The 16,951-nt window shown below is 41.0% G+C and carries 15 protein-coding genes; 4 read left to right on the top strand and 11 right to left on the bottom strand.

From position 1 onward, the window contains the following. Window position 1 precedes the first annotated feature (1 nt). The 4 genes from OQ289_RS12185 to OQ289_RS12170 form a co-directional block, all read right to left on the bottom strand. Window positions 2-1,465 (bottom strand): RagB/SusD family nutrient uptake outer membrane protein, encoded by a 1,464-nt coding sequence (locus OQ289_RS12185; RefSeq protein WP_270087135.1) that lies wholly within the window; start codon window positions 1,463-1,465, stop codon window positions 2-4. An 11-nt stretch (window positions 1,466-1,476) separates the two neighbouring features. Further along, entirely contained in the window at window positions 1,477-4,698 is a 3,222-nt protein-coding gene (locus OQ289_RS12180) for a TonB-dependent receptor (RefSeq protein ID WP_270087134.1), read from the bottom strand. A gap of 100 nt (window positions 4,699-4,798) precedes the next feature. Beyond that, window positions 4,799-5,779 carry a FecR family protein gene (locus OQ289_RS12175; protein ID WP_270087133.1) on the bottom strand — a complete coding sequence of 327 codons (981 nt, stop codon included), beginning with the start codon at window positions 5,777-5,779 and terminating at the stop codon, window positions 4,799-4,801. 66 nt (window positions 5,780-5,845) lie between these two features. Continuing rightward, window positions 5,846-6,400 carry an RNA polymerase sigma-70 factor gene (locus OQ289_RS12170; RefSeq protein ID WP_270087132.1) on the bottom strand — a complete coding sequence of 185 codons (555 nt, stop codon included), beginning with the start codon at window positions 6,398-6,400 and terminating at the stop codon, window positions 5,846-5,848. Between the two features lie 391 nt (window positions 6,401-6,791). Between OQ289_RS12170 and OQ289_RS12165 the strand changes: the two genes are divergently transcribed. From OQ289_RS12165 to OQ289_RS12155, 3 genes are all read left to right on the top strand, one after another. Next, window positions 6,792-7,430: a GNAT family N-acetyltransferase gene (locus tag OQ289_RS12165; RefSeq protein ID WP_270087131.1), complete on the top strand. Its 639-nt coding sequence runs from the start codon at window positions 6,792-6,794 to the stop codon at window positions 7,428-7,430. Between the two features lie 210 nt (window positions 7,431-7,640). Further along, on the top strand, window positions 7,641-8,195 hold the full coding sequence (locus OQ289_RS12160) for a hypothetical protein (protein WP_270087130.1): 555 nt from the start codon (window positions 7,641-7,643) through the stop codon (window positions 8,193-8,195). A 74-nt stretch (window positions 8,196-8,269) separates the two neighbouring features. Continuing rightward, complete coding sequence (locus OQ289_RS12155) at window positions 8,270-9,379, top strand: TlpA family protein disulfide reductase (protein WP_270087129.1); 1,110 nt, start codon at window positions 8,270-8,272, stop codon at window positions 9,377-9,379. A gap of 311 nt (window positions 9,380-9,690) precedes the next feature. On the opposite strand, the gene OQ289_RS12150 is transcribed toward OQ289_RS12155, so the two are convergent. The 7 genes from OQ289_RS12150 to OQ289_RS12120 form a co-directional block, all read right to left on the bottom strand. Then, complete coding sequence (locus OQ289_RS12150; RefSeq protein WP_270087128.1) at window positions 9,691-10,416, bottom strand: DUF2071 domain-containing protein; 726 nt, start codon at window positions 10,414-10,416, stop codon at window positions 9,691-9,693. Window positions 10,417-10,832: 416 nt separating this feature from the next. Then, window positions 10,833-11,330: a DinB family protein gene (locus OQ289_RS12145; RefSeq protein ID WP_270087127.1), complete on the bottom strand. Its 498-nt coding sequence runs from the start codon at window positions 11,328-11,330 to the stop codon at window positions 10,833-10,835. Between the two features lie 371 nt (window positions 11,331-11,701). Continuing rightward, window positions 11,702-12,949, bottom strand: coding sequence for a hypothetical protein (locus OQ289_RS12140; RefSeq protein ID WP_270087126.1), 1,248 nt, complete (start codon window positions 12,947-12,949; stop codon window positions 11,702-11,704). 13 nt (window positions 12,950-12,962) lie between these two features. Continuing rightward, complete coding sequence (locus OQ289_RS12135; RefSeq protein WP_270087125.1) at window positions 12,963-14,612, bottom strand: cell envelope integrity protein TolA; 1,650 nt, start codon at window positions 14,610-14,612, stop codon at window positions 12,963-12,965. Between the two features lie 264 nt (window positions 14,613-14,876). Continuing rightward, window positions 14,877-15,230: a DUF4260 domain-containing protein gene (locus tag OQ289_RS12130; RefSeq protein ID WP_270087124.1), complete on the bottom strand. Its 354-nt coding sequence runs from the start codon at window positions 15,228-15,230 to the stop codon at window positions 14,877-14,879. 60 nt (window positions 15,231-15,290) lie between these two features. Beyond that, window positions 15,291-15,869, bottom strand: a complete 579-nt coding sequence (locus OQ289_RS12125; RefSeq protein ID WP_270087123.1) for a Crp/Fnr family transcriptional regulator — start codon at window positions 15,867-15,869, stop codon at window positions 15,291-15,293. 248 nt (window positions 15,870-16,117) lie between these two features. Further along, window positions 16,118-16,624, bottom strand: a complete 507-nt coding sequence (locus OQ289_RS12120; protein ID WP_270087122.1) for a pyridoxamine 5'-phosphate oxidase family protein — start codon at window positions 16,622-16,624, stop codon at window positions 16,118-16,120. Window positions 16,625-16,673: 49 nt separating this feature from the next. On the opposite strand from OQ289_RS12120, the gene OQ289_RS12115 reads away from it, so the two are divergent. Beyond that, on the top strand, window positions 16,674-16,928 hold the full coding sequence (locus OQ289_RS12115) for a hypothetical protein (protein WP_270087121.1): 255 nt from the start codon (window positions 16,674-16,676) through the stop codon (window positions 16,926-16,928). Window positions 16,929-16,951: the final 23 nt, after the last annotated feature.

Genomic DNA, 16,951 nt, shown 5'->3' with positions numbered 1-16,951 from the left:
ATTAATATCCTGTATTTTGAATCAAAGCTGGGTTGGCATCCTTTTCGTTTTGAGGAATAGGCCAAACAAGTCTAAATTCTTCTAGCACAGGAACGAGCAGCTTTCCATCCTTGTACTTATGTTTAGTCATCACCTCAATTACCCTGTCATTCCGCAAAAGATCAAACCAACGGTGTCCTTCCATATATAATTCCAGCTGCCGTTCCAATTCAACGATCTCCCGCGCCGCCGCCTGGCTAGGAAGTCCAGTAATATCCGACAATCCAGCCCGCTTTCTAATCACGTTGACGATAGACATTGCTTCGCTGATGTTATTCAGCTCTACCAATGCTTCTGCTTTCAACAGTAGGGCATCTGCCAGTCGTAGGAGCTTGATATTAGACACCTTATTTCTTATTTTATTAGAGATTGGATATCTACCCTTAGGATAGTGGGTATCATAATCGACCGACTTATAGACGATCGATGATTCATATCGCTTGTCATTGGCCGTGAACTTTGCTATGAGATCGTGCGTAGGTGTACAATATCTTCTCCACGTAATCTGTCCGTCTGCTTCACTAAACAATACCCAATAGGCCCAGTTCGGTCTTTCATTTTCATAATTGATCTCAAAAATGCTTTCCGAAGTAAATTTGTTCTCAGGCTTCCATAGATCGTCAAATTCTGTCACCAATTGATACCCTTCTCCAATCACTTTGTTGCAATAAGCGACCACCTGATTATAATCTCGACTATTTTTTGCCCCCCGACTGGCATGGGCCTTGGCCAATAATAGATAGGCAGCTCCTTTCGTCGCATTGCTACTTCCTTTCGATACATTCGGCAAGTGAGGGATAGCTTCATCCAGATCTTGGACGATTTGATTATAAACGATTTCCTTCGCAGCACGTTCCGGATACAATAGGGGACGTATTTGTTCTAGATTCTCGGAAGACATAGCAGGTATCATATGCAGGAGCAAAGGCACATCGCCATAGATCCGGACCAAATCCAAGTACGCATATGCCCTGACAAACTTTCCTTCCGCAACAATTCTATTCCGTGTTTGCTCATCGATCAGCTTAGCATCCATCAGCTGCGTGTTATCGATTACGATATTCGCATCGCCCACCATCTTAAAATACTCATTCCAAAGGATCTTAACCTTATCATTGTCCGGATTCAACTTTACGGCGTCCATCTCTTCCCCCGGTACACCATCTCCTCCATGATAACAATTGTCAGATTGGATATCGTTGTATCCAAATAAGTCAAATTGAAATGTATTATTCCTAAAATTCTCGTATAAACCTGCCGCCTCGCGCTGGGCATCCGTTGCAGATTTGTAGGCAGATTCCTGTTCGACTTTGTCCTGTGGCTCTCCCACAAGGTCGGCGAAGCTCTCGGTATCGAGAAAACTGCAGGAACTAAAGCTTAATAACATCACCCCTAGCATTAATACGATATATGTAGTTTTTTTCATGACTTTTAAGATTAAAATTCAACGTTTATACCCAATACAAAGGTCCTTGACTGTGGGTAGGTCCCATAATCTACTCCTAGTTCCAAAGCACTAGACCCGTAGGCATTCACTTCGGGATCATATCCCGAGTATTTGGTCCAGGTCCATAGGTTTTGGGCCGTAATGTAAGGTTGTAGCTTCTTGATACCCAGCTTGGACAATCTTCCTTTGGTATCAAAGTCATACATGAAGCTCACATTTTTAAGCCGCAAGTACGAACCATCTTCGATGTACCGATCCGAGTTCCAAATATTTTCCCGGTTTCCTGGTCGCGGAATATCCGTGACCATTCCAGGTCTTTTCCATCGATCTAATACTTCTAAAGATTGATTTCTAAAATCTTGCATTCCCGTTATATCCATCTTTGTGGCATTGAAAATATCATTCCCATACGATCCCTGGAAAAACAAAGACAAGCTAAAATTGGAATACGTAAACGTATTCGTAAGGCCTCCTGTAAATAATGGCTGTGCATCCCCTAGTACAGTTCTGTCTTCGGGCGTTATACGTCCATTGCCATCTAGATCAAGATAAACAACGTCTCCCGTTTCCGGGTCAACACCATTGGTCCGGTAGCCGAAGAAAGTACCCAACCTACTTTTGTTCTTCAGAATAATGGCAGGTTGATTGTTGGAATACATCGTAGCATAATATTCTACAGGTGTAATACCTATATTTTCAGCCCTATTCTTATTGAACGAGATGTTAAACTCCGAATTCCATTTAAACCTTGGCTGAATGATATTCTTCGAATTTATAGCGATTTCCAACCCCTTATTGCTCATTTCGCCCATATTGGTCAAGATGTTGTACGTACTTCCGGCCGTTCCTGGAGGATAGAAAGTCTTCAATAGGTCGTTCGTATATTTATAATACACATCCAATATTAAATTAAGCCGGGAGTTGAACAGCGTAGCGTCTACACCTACATTATATTGCGTGGTCTTTTCCCATGTCAAGCCCCTATATCCCTTTGACGCGAGACCTGTATTCATTCCCGGGGTTTGATTTTCGTCTTCGGGCTTCGGTATGTTTCGACTCGCCCAATAGGTTGCCATCCAGTCATAGTTACCTATTCCACCTTGGTTACCTGTTTTACCCCAGCCTACCCGAACTTTTAGGTCATCCAGATAGCTGGCCGTTGATTTCATAAATGGTTCCGCCGAGATTCTCCAAGCCGCAGAAGCTGAAGGGAATACACCCCACTTATTGCCCGGAGCAAACTTCGAGGAACCATCCGTACGCATATTTGCACTCAGCAGATATTTTCCATCGTAATCATATGATACACGTGCCAAGTAGGAGAGTAGCGACCAAGAGCCCTTGCTGCTCCATGATTGGTCAGGGACAATGATATTCACGAGGTTCAAGGAAGGCCCCAATACATCGTGACCGCCACCGCCATTTCCTTCATTCAATGCCCGCTGCAGGGTAGCGCCTCCTAGCACAGATACACTGCTCTTGTCAAATTTTTTATCATAGGTCATTAGATTCTCCCAAAGCCATTCAAAGTTTTTGGAAGCAGACACCGAATACAACCCGTTATACGATCGACTTTCGCCATTGGCGCCGGGTGCTAAGTAGCTCTCTCCAGTAGAGTTGTCCTCATCTATACCAAAGTTTACCTTATAATGCAAGCCGTCTATAATCGTAAAATCAAGATTTGTCACCCCCACAATCCGCGACGTACTATACGTATCGTCCGAGGCCGAAGCGAGGAATGGTGAAAAGAATTGCGAACCATAGGTAAACTCATCGTAGGCACCAGGATTGAAAGCATCCCACTTCTGCATATAAGGGGGCGTGTTCACGACCGAGAGAATCGAACCTCCCCGCATAGCCGTTTTATTATGTGGTATGGTCCTTCCGTTTGTACGCGTATACCCGATACTGAATCCAAGGCTTAGCCAATCAGTTTGCTTGTTGTTTACATTCGCTCTGAAATTGTATCGTTTAAAATTAGCTTTTTCTATTATTCCCTTGTCCTCCATATAACCGCCCGAAATATAATATTGGAGCTTTTCAGTACCATCTGTCAATGCCAGTTGATGGCTTTGGTTGATACCTGTGCCAAAATATTCCTTATTCCAATCCGTATATCTATTTTCATCCTCCGGTATCAATGTGGTCGTAGGCACTTGCTTCTTGAGATCTTTTAAGTACTCTTTATATTGCGCTGTATTTAACGCATCGATTGTATTTCCGATTTTCGAAATACCAGCATAGCTGTTAAGACTTAAGGATCTAATTCCACCTTTTCCTCGTTTTGTTGTGATCACTACCACTCCATTGGCCGCCCGTGCCCCGTAGATGGCTGCGGACGAAGCATCTTTTAGCACCTGCATGGATGCGATATCATTGGGGCTCAAATTAGCGATATTAGTCATAGGCAAGCCATCCACCACATATAGCGGTTCATTGCCTGCCTGAAATGAAGACGTCCCACGGACACGTACCATCAGCCCACCACCAGGTTCGCCCGAAGATTGTACGACCTGTACACCTGCAGCTCTGCCTTGTAAGGCTTGTGCCGCTTGGGTTATAGGACGTTCATTGATATCTTCCGTCGATACGATTGCCACCGCTGTAGTCAAGTCCTTTTTCTTGACAGTCGCATATCCCACCACAACGATCTCCTCCAGTAGGTGTGCGTCCTGCTGGAGCCTAATATTTATTTTGTCGCTGTTTCCCAAGCGAATATGTTGAGTTAGAAAGCCCATATATGAAACTTTGAGGGTCGATCCGACCGGCACATTAGCGATTTTGAAGTTACCTTTAGCATCTGTAGCGGTACTGATATCTTCCCCCAATACGGTTATCACCGCCCCAATAACGGGCTCACCGATTGAATCGACCACATTACCCGTGATTGTTTTCTTGAGCACATCCTCCTTAGCGTCTTTACGCATGATTATAATATGCTTATTCCTGATGGTAAACGTACAGTTCGTATTTTCAAGAATCGTATTTAGCACTTCTGCTAAAGGCTTGTTTTTGACCGACAATGTAATTTTTCGATTTACGTTGAGAATCCCTTCATCAAAAGCAACGGAGTGCTGGCTCTGCCTTTCCACTTCGTAGAGCGCATCCCGTATACTGATATTTTTCTTCGAAATATTGATGCCTGATTGCGCTAATGCATGTCCGCTTATCATCAAAAAGAACATGCAACATACTAATAAATGTTTTTTCATAAACATTAGCTGCGTTTTAAGTTTTAAATAATTGGGTACTATTTCACTGCTATACGGTGCAAGTATAGCAGCAAGGTCATAATGGGTTTATACTAACGATCTAAAAAACAAAAATAGTTTTGTCCTTTATTTTAAAATGGAAATCCTTGTTTACTTCACTCAAGACCTCCAGCATACTTTCTAAACTTTCATCGGGTGTAAATTTTAAGGTGAAAAATCGGTTCTCATATTTCGTGTAGTCATAATTAAATACCACTCCATGTTTCTTTTCAATAGCGTGTAATATCTCGACTAGTGATGCTTCCTGAAAGACCAGGTAACGATCTTTGCGCAATGCCATGCGTTCAGCATTTACTTTTCGTCGCACTATATCTCCACCTTTTGAATCGTAGGTCACTTGTTCATTCGGAGCAAGAATCAGCGAAGTAGGCTTATCAGCGTGTATCCCTACCCGGACTTTTCCTTCCTCGAGTGTCACTGTCGTTTTCGATAGATCACGGTATCCCACCACACTGAATACGGTGCCTAATGCCTCCACTTCTATATTGTTGGTTTTTACGATAAGGCGCTTATTAGGATCTTTGGCTACTTTAAAAATTGCCTCTCCATTCAGAGAAACATTCCGCTCCTTGCCCAAGAATAATTTAGGATAGGTGAGGGTGGAGCCTGGACTCAGCCAGACCGATGTACCATCCGGCAGCACTATTTGCTTACTTTCACCATAGGCTGTTGCCATTTCGATCATTGCCGAATTAGTGATGTAATACTCCTTCGTATAATGGTATGTTGCCCACGAAAATAGCAACGGCATTGCTATCATTGCGGCAACTTTCCCGAGGCGCAAAGCCAAGGACGGTCTTCTTTGAGGAACAAACGAATCGATTTTCGCATGTATACGCTCCAAGTCTTGCAGTGTCGTATCATCCGCTTGCGCGTTCACTTCGTTCCACAACGCTTCCATGGCCTGTGCCTTCTGCTCGCTCTCAGCATCCTCAATAAGCCAGCGCCCAAATAGATTTTCTACTTTGTCCGAATGTTTACTTTTGAAATAGAAACTAATTAACTTATAAAACTTGTTCATATTCTAGGCTTTCTAAGGTAATAGACGTTCAAAGCCAGCGATACACGTAAGCGAAAAGTTAATTTTTTATAAAATAATTGCTTGGATAGAGGATATAAATTTGCGAAGTTCCTTTAAAGCACTGGAAATGTGGGTTTCCACGGTACGTTTGCTAATACCCAATTGCTCTGAAATCTCCTCATTAGATAGTCGTTGGTTCCGACTCATTTTAAAGACGGCCTGTCTTTTTTCGGGCATTTTGTCGACTAACGCATAGATTAGGATTTCCAATTCTTTGGCATCCAATACATCATTAAGTTCCCAAGAGATTTCTTCGACGTTCATCTGCACTTCTTGTAGCGCATACTTCTCGTAAAGAGATTTACGACGGAAAAAATCAAAAATGATGTTCTTTGCGATTTTGAACAAGTAAGCCCCAAAAGAATCAACCTTCGTCAGGTTTACGCGATTATTCCATACCCTGATAAATGCATCTTGAGCCAGATCCGAAGTATCGTCTTCATTCTTGACAAAGCCATATATGAAAGCCTTGATTTTGGGGTAATACAACAAAAAAAGTGCGTCGAAAGCATGTTTATCTCCTTCGGAAAGTTTCTTTATATATTCTTGCTCTACGTTCATTCTTCTGCAGTATCTAATCGACTCCAATCGCCTTGTTACCGTAAGCGAATGTACATTATTTTAAACAAATTAAAAGAAATCGACATTAGAATATCCTCTAAAAAATCAGAACTGACAGCTTGGGCTCTTCGCCCATTCTTCGGACCAACTACTGGCCACCTTCGCCCTTTTCCCCAGTAATGTCCTCCCCATGTCCTACTGGAGTAGGGCCGCTGTAGGACATGGGGAGGACAAATGTAGGACGGAGGCTATAGCCCATCCGAAGAATGTTCGAAGTTAGGGCGCTGCTGATTTGCACAAGAGCTGCAGACCCATTTATCGCTGTTTGGTTGCTGTCTCTTACGAAAAAACGTATAATTGTGTATTATTGACGTACAAATTATAGTTTTTTATGAGTGCTATCGGTGTGAAAGACGATTTCGGAAACGAGCAGTTCTTTAAATCAGACATTATTTTAGAAAATAACAACGTATTATTAAGGCCTCTCCATAGTCAAGATTTAGAAAGTTTGGTCGCCATTAGCTTTTCAGACCGTCTTTGGGAGTATGGCCGTCGGGTTAAGAACAGAGAGGACGTCGAGCAGTACATTCAGATTTGTCTATCCTGGAGAGATCAAAAGCGCAATTACCCATTTGTCATCATCGATAAACATACCCATAAAATAGCCGGAATCACCCAGTTTGGTTCGGTGGATTTTTCGCAAAAGAGAATTGAAATCGGTTGGACTTGGCTTGGAGAAGCTTGGCAGGGGACAGGTATCAATTATTTTGTTAAACACCTTATGCTCAAATACTGTTTTGATAAAGGCTTGAGAAGAGTCCAATTCATGGTCGATTTCGAGAATCAGCGTTCAGCCTCAAGTTTGAAAAAATTGGGCGCCACCTGTGAAGGGTTATTAAGGAACTATTCTATCCAGTCATACGGACCAAGCAAGGGATTCTATGTTTTCAGTATTATTGATGACGAGTGGGAAGCGATAGATAAGTACCTGGTCCAGACATATGGCATCAGGTCCATATCGTCATGCTGAATTTATATCGTCATGCTGAATTTAATTCAGCATCTCTATGTAGTATCACATCGAGCATAGTTTTAAGTATTTGCAAAGAAGATAGCGTCATGCTGAATTTATATCGTCATGCTGAATTTAATTCAGCATCTCTGTGTAGGTATCATATAGAGCGTAGTTTAAGTATTTTTCATTGCTTTACAAGATAAGTATAGTTACTATCTTTACAATATGAATATTGGTTTCACTGTTTTCTTCACGTTTATATTGATAGGGGCTATTTATTGGCTGGCCAATCGCCATTCTCGTACTGTCAGGATCAATGCCGAAGGAGATAGGGTATTGAGCAATCCTTTTGTTTTCGCTTTTTTCGGAGCTTCTAGTGCTATTTTGTGTGCTTTTGTTCTAGCGATGGTATTCGTCTCCGAACCAGAGGAAGGAGACAATATATGGGTCATTGCCACATTTATTATGCTTTTTGCAGGTCTATTTGGATACATTTCCATATATTATTTAGGTTTACACTTTAAGCACCGGGTATTCATCAATGATGCAAGGGTCAAGGTTATTAATGCATGGGGTGTCGCTGCCGAGTTGAATTGGTCCGACATCACGGAAGCGCGTTATGACAGATTTATGCATCAAATAGTCTTGTATGGAACGGGGGGCGGTAGTATTCGTATTAGCGGAATGCTGTATGGTCTGGAAGAGTTCCGGGATGAGCTGAAGAAACATCATCCACACTTGGTAAAGCATACCGTGATGAAAACCTTTCCTCCTAAGTAGCATCTAAGTCTACACGATAATTTGTAGATTTATAGAGGTTTGGAAATGAATTTCAGCCATGTACTACCACTATTATGATAAAGTATCTATACTACACACTTTTATTCTGTTTCTCATTGATTGCCTGTTCTCAAAAAGGCAGTCCGTACAAAGTTGAGGGCAGGAATATAGCACTTGAGGATGGCCAAATCGTTTATTTGACCAATATATTTGGATTTAAAGATTCTACTATTGTTCAAGATAATAAGTTCAAATTTGAGATACCAAGTCCGAAAAGATTTGATGTTTATTCCATCATATTCAAAATAGGAGATCGAGATGAATTTGATTTTTTAATATTCCCCAAACCAGAGAAAGACAAATACTGGACGTCATTCAGCCTCGAGAAATATGCAACGGTGATAGATGGGGGGAAAGAAAAATTGTTAAGCGGAAATAACCTGATTGTCAATATTGACAATCCCAAAGAGAATTTACTTCTTTTCAGATATGATGGAGCTTCTTCTTTTTCTGATGCTAAAGTTGAGAAATCTGTTAAAGCGATAAAAAGTCTAATAGATGACAACACGAATTCCAATCACCTAATGTCGATGTTATACTATTCAAGATTTGGGATTGAAGTTCGTGATTTGAAAAGCTTATATGACGCATTCGACCCTGAGGTACAGCTTACATATCTGGGTTCACAAATCAATAATTTTATTGAGTATAAACTGTCAGAGCATCTCATCCCTGTTAAGGTTTCAGACCTTTCCGGAGTTCAGGTCACCGATGTTGAGACGAAGACCGATTTGAATATGGTGGTGTTTGAAGCCAGCTATTGTGGCCCCTGTATCAAGGAAATCCCCCTACTGAAGAAATTGCATGAGCAATTCAAAGATGAAAAACGATTCAGTATATCCAGTGTGTCTATTGATGAAGACTCGACCGTATGGCGACAATTTATAAATAGATTTCCTATAGAGTGGCCAAGATACAAGATAAACGAGGGTCAATTGCTACTCCTTGAAGCCAAATACAGTTTGACATCGATTCCATTTGTAGTATTTACAAATCGTGAAGGTCAAGCAGTAAAGATATTCAAAGGTTATGACAAGGATAGCTATGACAAATATGTGGAGGTAATTACCTCACGTCTCAATCTACCGAACTACGTTACAGTGATTAAGGAGCAGCTTAACTGACACCACTCTCGAAAAGTCCCAGCTTGCTTAGATCTTTCATTTCCGCATCATATAATGACTCTAAGTCCTTGGCAAGCATAGCCCTTAACGGGTATTATTTTTAGGTTGCAAAGAAAATGTCGTCATGCTGAATTTAATTCAGCATCTCTATGTAGTATCACATCGAGCATAGTTTTAAGTATTTGCAAAGAAGATAGCGTCATGCTGAATTTATATCGTCATGCTGAATTTAATTCAGCATCTCTGTGTAGGTAACATATCGAGCGTAGTTTAAGTATTTCCGCTTTCCTATTCTTAAATCCCCATATGTTTTATAGCTTAATACATGAAATCGACTTCAAAGACTTCCATTCATGCTCGATATTTTCCATTAGCAGTGCATTATCAAATTTGATACTCCCTTCCGGAAAGACCCTATTATCATCAAAGAAGCTTGACTTCACATGGACTACTTCCAATGGCTTTACTTCCCAATTATATGTTTCTAGTTTCAGACCATCGAATGAGCTGCCATTGGGGGAGTAGCCCATTGAGCCACTCGCAAAGAATGCAGATACGTTTTCCAAAGATTGAAATATGGATTCTGTACTGAAAGCTTCAGAAAGTTGGGCATCAATCTCGATGGTTGTATTGTCCGAACTTATGAAATCCAAGTGGTAGTAGCCATTCGATTCCCGTATATTAAAGTCTGCGTAATGGTGCTTTCCCGGAAATATCCTTCCGCCAACACATGCATTGGCCCTTAAATTGGTGTCGCGTCTCGGTATATAAACACCCTCTCTTGTCTCTCCGTCGGCATCTTCCCATTCGACAGCAATCCGATGAGCTCCATTTTCAGAACTTATCCCCAAAAAATCAGGCATGCCCTTCGGCTTGATATTCTTAAGACGGATTAAGCAGATACCAACAATGGCCTTGTTGTTGTACAATTTCGGCCTAAAAGGAGAGGGGAGGATCTTTTCTACGATTTGTGGATCAGCAACATAGTTCACAAGTATCCGTCGTTCAATAAGTCCGTGTATGGTAGGTATTAACATAGCGTAATTTTACTTTACATAATATTTGTAATACTGTTTGTGGCTAAATTATAAGCAGAGATTATTGCGATTAAAGCACTCGTTATCTCCAAATAGCAAAGCCTTATGGCCATCATCCAGTGTTCGACCGTTCTATTAAGTTATACCCTCTCTACGAATAACGATTCAAACCATTGGCTGAAGCAGAATTTTCCAATGTCTTACTTATGTTTGATGGTATGTCCCCAAAAGTATAAAAACTTCAAGCTATCGCCATTTTCTTATCACTTTATCAACCCATTTATACCGTAGGTTGCTCCGTATTTGTATTATAAAGCCTGTCATCTCTTTACAAATTTGACGAATTAACTTGAAGGTTTCAACCTCTCCCTATCTGTTGTTTTGTAGTAATCTGTAATAGGTGAAATCGGGCATCATTAACTTTTGATTGACGAGATGATATTCTTTAATTGATGCAGATGGCGCTGTGTATGGTAGGTGTTGAACCAACCCCATTCCATCCCCGTAAAGGGACCATACTCCGGAATCGCAAAATCAAGGCAAGTGGCCGAGAGGTCTCTGGTATTGATTATCGCTATCATCTGCGCCGTACGATTACGGAGACCTGTCATTAACAGGTGTTTGTCAAGATGTTTCTCCGAAGGCAATACCGCTACAGGAGACTCCATCTGCGTAGTAAAGTCTGTGAATATCGCTTTAATGGACGGTACCTTTTCATCTGGTTCACGGTAAGTCGGTCCAGTACGTCCGGCCATCGTTCCTGCAGAGGCATAAGACCTGTATATATGATCGCCGACCTGTCCAGGAGACCAACCTCCCTCGTTGGGTTTCCTATTCAATTCATTTTCGTCCAATGTATCCATTAGCGCTATGAATTCGCTTGTTACTTGCTGAAAAGCTTTACTTAGTTCCATATTCCTTTTATAACATTCAGCCTCTATATTTGTTTAAGAGAGCAAAGAAGATGTCGACATGTTGTCCGCCAATGGGCGGATCTACCTCTCTTTACAATGAATCTTAATAAACAATGAAGGGACCACTTGTTTTTCCTATCGTTAGGATTGTTTGAAAGATTCTGACGTAGAAAGCCTTGGGAGTTGACGATAGTTTGTCTGCTATCACCTTAATACTGTCTAGTTCATAAATAGTGTTTCCGGCTTCCTGTGTACGATACCTCGGTAGCTATTGGTAGAAAGATGTTCAGTCCAATAGCTCTTCATATACGTGTATTTTTATCTTTCGATACACTGATGGTTATAAATGTAGACCTAATGAGATATATTGACTAGTCTGTAGACTTCATGCTAACTGTAATTAACACTAGACTTCCCGAAAACAAAGTGATACTTCTCTTAGTGTATTTACTGCCATATTTAAAGTAAGTCTTCTCCGCGTCAACATACGATGGCTCCCCAAATTTTGCCCCAAATTTTTTCACAGACTCGCTTGTGATTTCCGCCGCACTTTTCGCTTCATTTTCATAGAAAAAGGAGACTTCGGTTATTATATCCTTTTGATTGAACCTGATAGCCCCCAGCCTAAACTTTCCCCCCGGAGGCAGTAGAGAAAGCAGGTCGTTTTGATCGGCTACCTGCTTAAGCTTATTGCTGACCGGATTTGTGATAGGTTTTATTTTCTCTAATTTTTTACTTTTGATCCCCGTCGTCAGTTTACCGATATCAAAAGCGTAAATCGTGGCGACTTCCGTCAAGCCCTTTGAGTTTACAAAGTAGGGTATCTTGTAATTTTCGACCACTTCTTTCCATGTCTGGTCCTCTGATTGCACTTGTTTGAATTGACCGTAAACAAAATCCTCGAATTGTTTCTTAGTCATCCCCACGGCGTAGATTCCAGTCTGGATCTTATCGATAGTTAAAGATTTCTCATTTTTTTCGAATTTATAATACGCCAAATCGGTGAATAGGTTCTCGGGCTCGTTATTCCAATAGTCATAGTAAGCGGCGGCCGTATTTTTTTCAACAGTCTGTTTCCATTTGTTCCGTTGACGAGCCGCCTGCTCGGAGGTCAATAGCCCTTTCTTTATTTTAGTGAGATATATCAGTTCAACAAGTGCGTCAAACATTTCATTGCCCTTTGCTCTTTCTGTAGATGAAAAGTAGAATGCAATATCTTCTAGCTCAGCGTTTTCTGTTTTCCCATTGGCTACCACTGTGTAGCCTTGTTTTCTGTTTGTCGAAATAGCCACCATTCCGCAGCCTCCGAATGATTCATCCAATATTCCGATAGCGTTGACATCGGACAGGTCAAGGTTTTCATATACCAACAATGCGTCTTCCACTTTATTGATATTCGTTGCACTTTGTTTATGGTAGTTGAAAAAGAAGTTATCCGGAGGAATACTTAATATTAGATCCGCTTGATCGCTCTTTACTTTTTTACCGTCCGCTGTCCTTTGGATGTCATTTATTTTCTTTGCTAGCGCATCAAATCTTTTATAATCTGCCACATCTTCTTGCGCAGATATGGATGCCGTGAATAGTAGGAATATGCATGTTATGATTTGTTTTTTCATGACACTTATGACATTAATTGCTGTAATGATATTCCGTCAGTAAGTAACCCTCTTTTTCACTGACGATCTTCAGGTTGAAGTCTGTTACTATAGCCATTACCTTAACGATAAAAAATTGTAAATCTCGCCACTGCTCGAATGGGGGCCTATAGTTGGTTACGGCAGTTCTTGCTGCTCCATCACTGGTGTAAAATCCCAGTACCTTTCTGTAATCAAGGTCTCTCTTCGTTTCTTTCGTCGTGAATCGTAGAAATTCAGGAGTAGACAAGTATTGATAGAATACAATTGTTTTTTCATTTTCATCAATTTTGTAATTATACAAGTCGGGAAAGCCCGTTAACTCTTTTCCCAGGGGGTCAAATAAGATAATCTTACCGCTCTTACCAGGGTTATCATAAACTCCTTTATAAAGAACTTCAGCATTCGGATCTACACCGTAAAAGTAATCTGTTGGACCTAAGTTCGATATATCATACTTTATCCTATTTTTCGGAAATCTATTTATCGGAATTTCATTATATAGGAAGACATATTCCGTGGCCTCTTGCTTCACCTTAATGTTCTTTAGATCTATTTCACCCGCCCCTCCATTTTTCTTCAGTTGCGCCATGAGTTTAGCTTTCATCTCCCGTTCCGCCTTTTCGTCGGCTATACGTTTTGCTTCTGTTTCTTTCGCTTTACGTGCTGCTTCAGCCTTTTCATCTGCGATTCGTTTTTCTTCCGCCGCTTTAGCTTTACGTGCTTCCTCTTCCCGTGCTGTTTTTGCATCTACTAGGCGCTTGTCCTCCTTTGCCTTTGCCTCGGTTTCCTTTTTCGCCTGTTGCGCACATAGGGGGCAGCTGTAGTGCTCAGCTACGGTTCCCGCCAATTTACATTCACCATTCTTATAGGTGTGGGCGTTTGATTCTTTTGGTTTATCCTCCGTCGCTTCTTCGCCCAATATTTTTCTGGTTTTGGCGATGCCATTTTCCGCTCTTGTTTTATCAGATACATCTATATAGCTTGCCGAATAGTATTGAGTTAACGCATGGTCGTAATTTTTGGCTGTAAACAAGCGGTCTGCTTCTCGGAGCAAATTCTCGTATTTTTGTTGGTTCGCTTTTGCTGCTTCTCGTTCTTTTTCTTTTCCGATATACCTTTCTATGGCCGAATGTAGATCACTAGAGTTAAAGTATATGCGTTCCGGAACAAACTCAATAAGTGTCGTGTTAGGGAAGGATTTAGGCACTTTGCTCGATAGTTCGTAGTTATTTCCACCCAGACTACCCGACTGGTCGGCATAGCCCCCGATGTATATTTCCAATTCTCTATCTTTCTCACCCGCCTTCAGCCGGTTATCATGGACTTTCAGTGCGCCCGTTACCGTTTTGATATCTATATTATTGAGTTCAGGTATTTCCGATGCCGTATAGGTCTTACCTTTGTAGGTGTAGCTTCGCCCACTATTGGGCGCTACGGTGAGTTTTATTCCAATCCTCAAAGACCCACCATGATCGTATACGCGGTATTGCCCGAAAAATTTTTCCGAACGCAATCCATCACCGCCTATACTGTTGTAATAAGACATTGTCTTAAAATTGGCACTAAAATCAATTTTGTTCTGTCCCTGAGTTGTTCCCGCCCAATTGATAAGGAACAGCACGATTAATAATGTGATTTTCATAGCTTGAGCTTCTATCCTTCGTGGTAATTAGCCTTTATATTGCTCTACAAATAACAGAAACATTTATTTTCAATAAAATACCTAAAATGGGGTATTTTTTGAATTAGTCTTTACAGCCGGTCCAGTCACATTCTCGCTCTTCGCGAAGCGGAAGTTGGCATTCTATGCTAAGCTGCATGTTTGAATAAGAACATACCTATCGGCCATTGAGAAGTTCGCCCTGAACCTAGGTTGAATTTACAATAGTGCGGTAGCGTGTACCCCTTACTTTTTCCCAATTCCACCGAGATGAGTATTCTTAAAGTTATCACTGAATTTTAGGCCATAACCAAATATTCTATCCATTGCCGAATGCCCCAATAAAATCACACCTGCTAAAATAAGCAATGAATTGTCCAGCCAAAATCCCAGCCCCAAAATAGCAATTGCTGTCAATTTATGATGAAAAAAATTATAGATCCAGGCACCTATCTTGCTGTTGAACAAATAGCCGATCATGGACAAATCCGGTAATAGAATACACGCTGGAAAAATCCACCACGAATATTCCAGTTGGTTAAATAAGAAGATAGAAAGTAGTAACTGGCCCAATTCTTCCAGTTTCAGAAGGTTATTCATATTTGCTGCTTTATATGAAGCAAAGTTCTGAAACTTTAATCCGATATCTCTTGACAAAAATCAAGGATTTCCTGTTCTACGCTTCCGTATTCGGCTGAATGTTTCTGGTGTCATTCCTAGCACAGAGGCAATGTACTGCAACGGGACCTGATTAAACAACGCCCTGTTTTGTTCAAAATACAAGTCATATCGTTCTTCCGCTGTCATTGATAGGTGCGAGAAAACCCGATCTTCGATCATAGCAAAGCACTTTACGATAAATCGCTTTTCAATCTCGTTCCATTTTGGAAATTCTTTGCAAAGCTTGAGATAGTTGGCTTTGGTAATGGTCAATAACGCTGTGTCGGTAAATGCCTGTATATTCCAACGGTTCGGCTGATCAAAAAAGAAACCTAAAACTTCCGTGATCAAGAAGTTTTCAGTAGAAATCCATTGTGTGATTTCCTTTCCATCTGCCAAAGCATAGACCCTTAAAATTCCCGATTTAATAATGCTGAGCTTGTCGCAGACTTTAGTTGACTTGGTGAAAAAATCATTTTTTTGTAGCTGCTCTTCTTGAAAATAGGAATGGATTATTGCCAACTCCTTTTCTGTAAGTTGGCCAAAATGCTCCTGTATTAATGTATTAAAGTCTTGCACGTTAGGATTTGAAATTGTTGTCGATCAATTTCAAAGATACAAAATAGCTATCGGTGCTTGCCAAGCAATTCATTTTAGATACCATCAAGACTATCGCGGAAGAGTTCGTTCCCGACGCGAAAAAGCCCCGTCAGCCTCAGCTTAAGAAGATTGAAGGGGGCTTCACCGTCTAGCAGCTGAATTGGAGGCTGTGGAGCTGGTGTAGATGAGTATGATGAATGGTAGGGCGAGTAGGTGTATATAACTATCTAAATATTCAATTCTCCATCTCGTCCGATATCCATTTTTTGGCCGGATATAGCGCTAGCCGCAACTTTAAAAATAGTAACCAACTTACTGGTTTTATTGTCCCAATAATGAGCATCCTCAACTTTTACTTTCAAAATACGAATATTAGGGTCCTCTTTTCCTTTCTCAAACCAAGCTTCCACAAATTTATTCCAGTATTTTTCAATGCGCCCCTTATCATTGGATATTTCTGCTATACCGTTTATACTTAGGAAATTATAGTCGCCCACATGCGAGAACAATACGCTGACTTTGCTGTTGCCTTGTAGATTTTTAAAAGTGTCACTTTCCGCTGAAAATAAATACCAAATATTGCCATCATCATCTACCTCCTGCCTGCTCATGGGCACAGCGTGAAGATATTCATTGTTTCCAGGGTAGGTACACAACATCCCGACGTCTATTTTATTGACCATTTCCTGAAGTTTTGTAATTGCTTCCTTATTGTTCAGATTTTCTGTAGCCATAGTATAAATAATTTTATGGATTATGTTCACGTATTAAAACAACCATCCAATGATAAAGTTTTCGGAGGGGATTATCGATGATGCGCAGAACTCTCGAACACCGTCATTCGTTCGCTACGCAGTGCGTTTGGGCAGTTTAGATCTGAATTCCCAGGTGGTTTTTCTTCGAGACAGCTACAGGTATACAGGCAGTTTTACTCGGCTTTTTCCTAATTGCCAACTTCCTGCGTCCGTGTTAAACCTATGCGGAAATTCATTCTTGATGCGTGAATTGAATACAAATTTGCAAACATGCGGTAAATAAGCTCGTTATTCGCCGCAAAATAT

This window comes from Sphingobacterium sp. SYP-B4668 (genome assembly GCF_027627455.1).
Lineage (GTDB): Bacteria > Bacteroidota > Bacteroidia > Sphingobacteriales > Sphingobacteriaceae > Sphingobacterium.
Note: the sequence above shows the minus strand (reverse complement) of the source record. Positions and strands in the feature narration are given on the sequence as shown.

Bases quoted from the DNA above. Each gene is read 5' to 3' on its own strand.
- OQ289_RS12185 (WP_270087135.1), bottom strand. From the start codon at position 1,465: ATGAAAAAAACTACATATATCGTATTAATGCTAGGGGTGATGTTATTA.
- OQ289_RS12180 (WP_270087134.1), bottom strand. From the start codon at position 4,698: ATGAAAAAACATTTATTAGTATGTTGCATGTTCTTTTTGATGATAAGC.
- OQ289_RS12175 (WP_270087133.1), bottom strand. From the start codon at position 5,779: ATGAACAAGTTTTATAAGTTAATTAGTTTCTATTTCAAAAGTAAACAT.
- OQ289_RS12170 (WP_270087132.1), bottom strand. From the start codon at position 6,400: ATGAACGTAGAGCAAGAATATATAAAGAAACTTTCCGAAGGAGATAAA.
- OQ289_RS12165 (WP_270087131.1), top strand. From the start codon at position 6,792: ATGAGTGCTATCGGTGTGAAAGACGATTTCGGAAACGAGCAGTTCTTT.
- OQ289_RS12160 (WP_270087130.1), top strand. From the start codon at position 7,641: ATGAATATTGGTTTCACTGTTTTCTTCACGTTTATATTGATAGGGGCT.
- OQ289_RS12155 (WP_270087129.1), top strand. From the start codon at position 8,270: ATGATAAAGTATCTATACTACACACTTTTATTCTGTTTCTCATTGATT.
- OQ289_RS12150 (WP_270087128.1), bottom strand. From the start codon at position 10,416: ATGTTAATACCTACCATACACGGACTTATTGAACGACGGATACTTGTG.
- OQ289_RS12145 (WP_270087127.1), bottom strand. From the start codon at position 11,330: ATGGAACTAAGTAAAGCTTTTCAGCAAGTAACAAGCGAATTCATAGCG.
- OQ289_RS12140 (WP_270087126.1), bottom strand. From the start codon at position 12,949: ATGAAAAAACAAATCATAACATGCATATTCCTACTATTCACGGCATCC.
- OQ289_RS12135 (WP_270087125.1), bottom strand. From the start codon at position 14,612: ATGAAAATCACATTATTAATCGTGCTGTTCCTTATCAATTGGGCGGGA.
- OQ289_RS12130 (WP_270087124.1), bottom strand. From the start codon at position 15,230: ATGAATAACCTTCTGAAACTGGAAGAATTGGGCCAGTTACTACTTTCT.
- OQ289_RS12120 (WP_270087122.1), bottom strand. From the start codon at position 16,624: ATGGCTACAGAAAATCTGAACAATAAGGAAGCAATTACAAAACTTCAG.
- OQ289_RS12115 (WP_270087121.1), top strand. From the start codon at position 16,674: ATGATAAAGTTTTCGGAGGGGATTATCGATGATGCGCAGAACTCTCGA.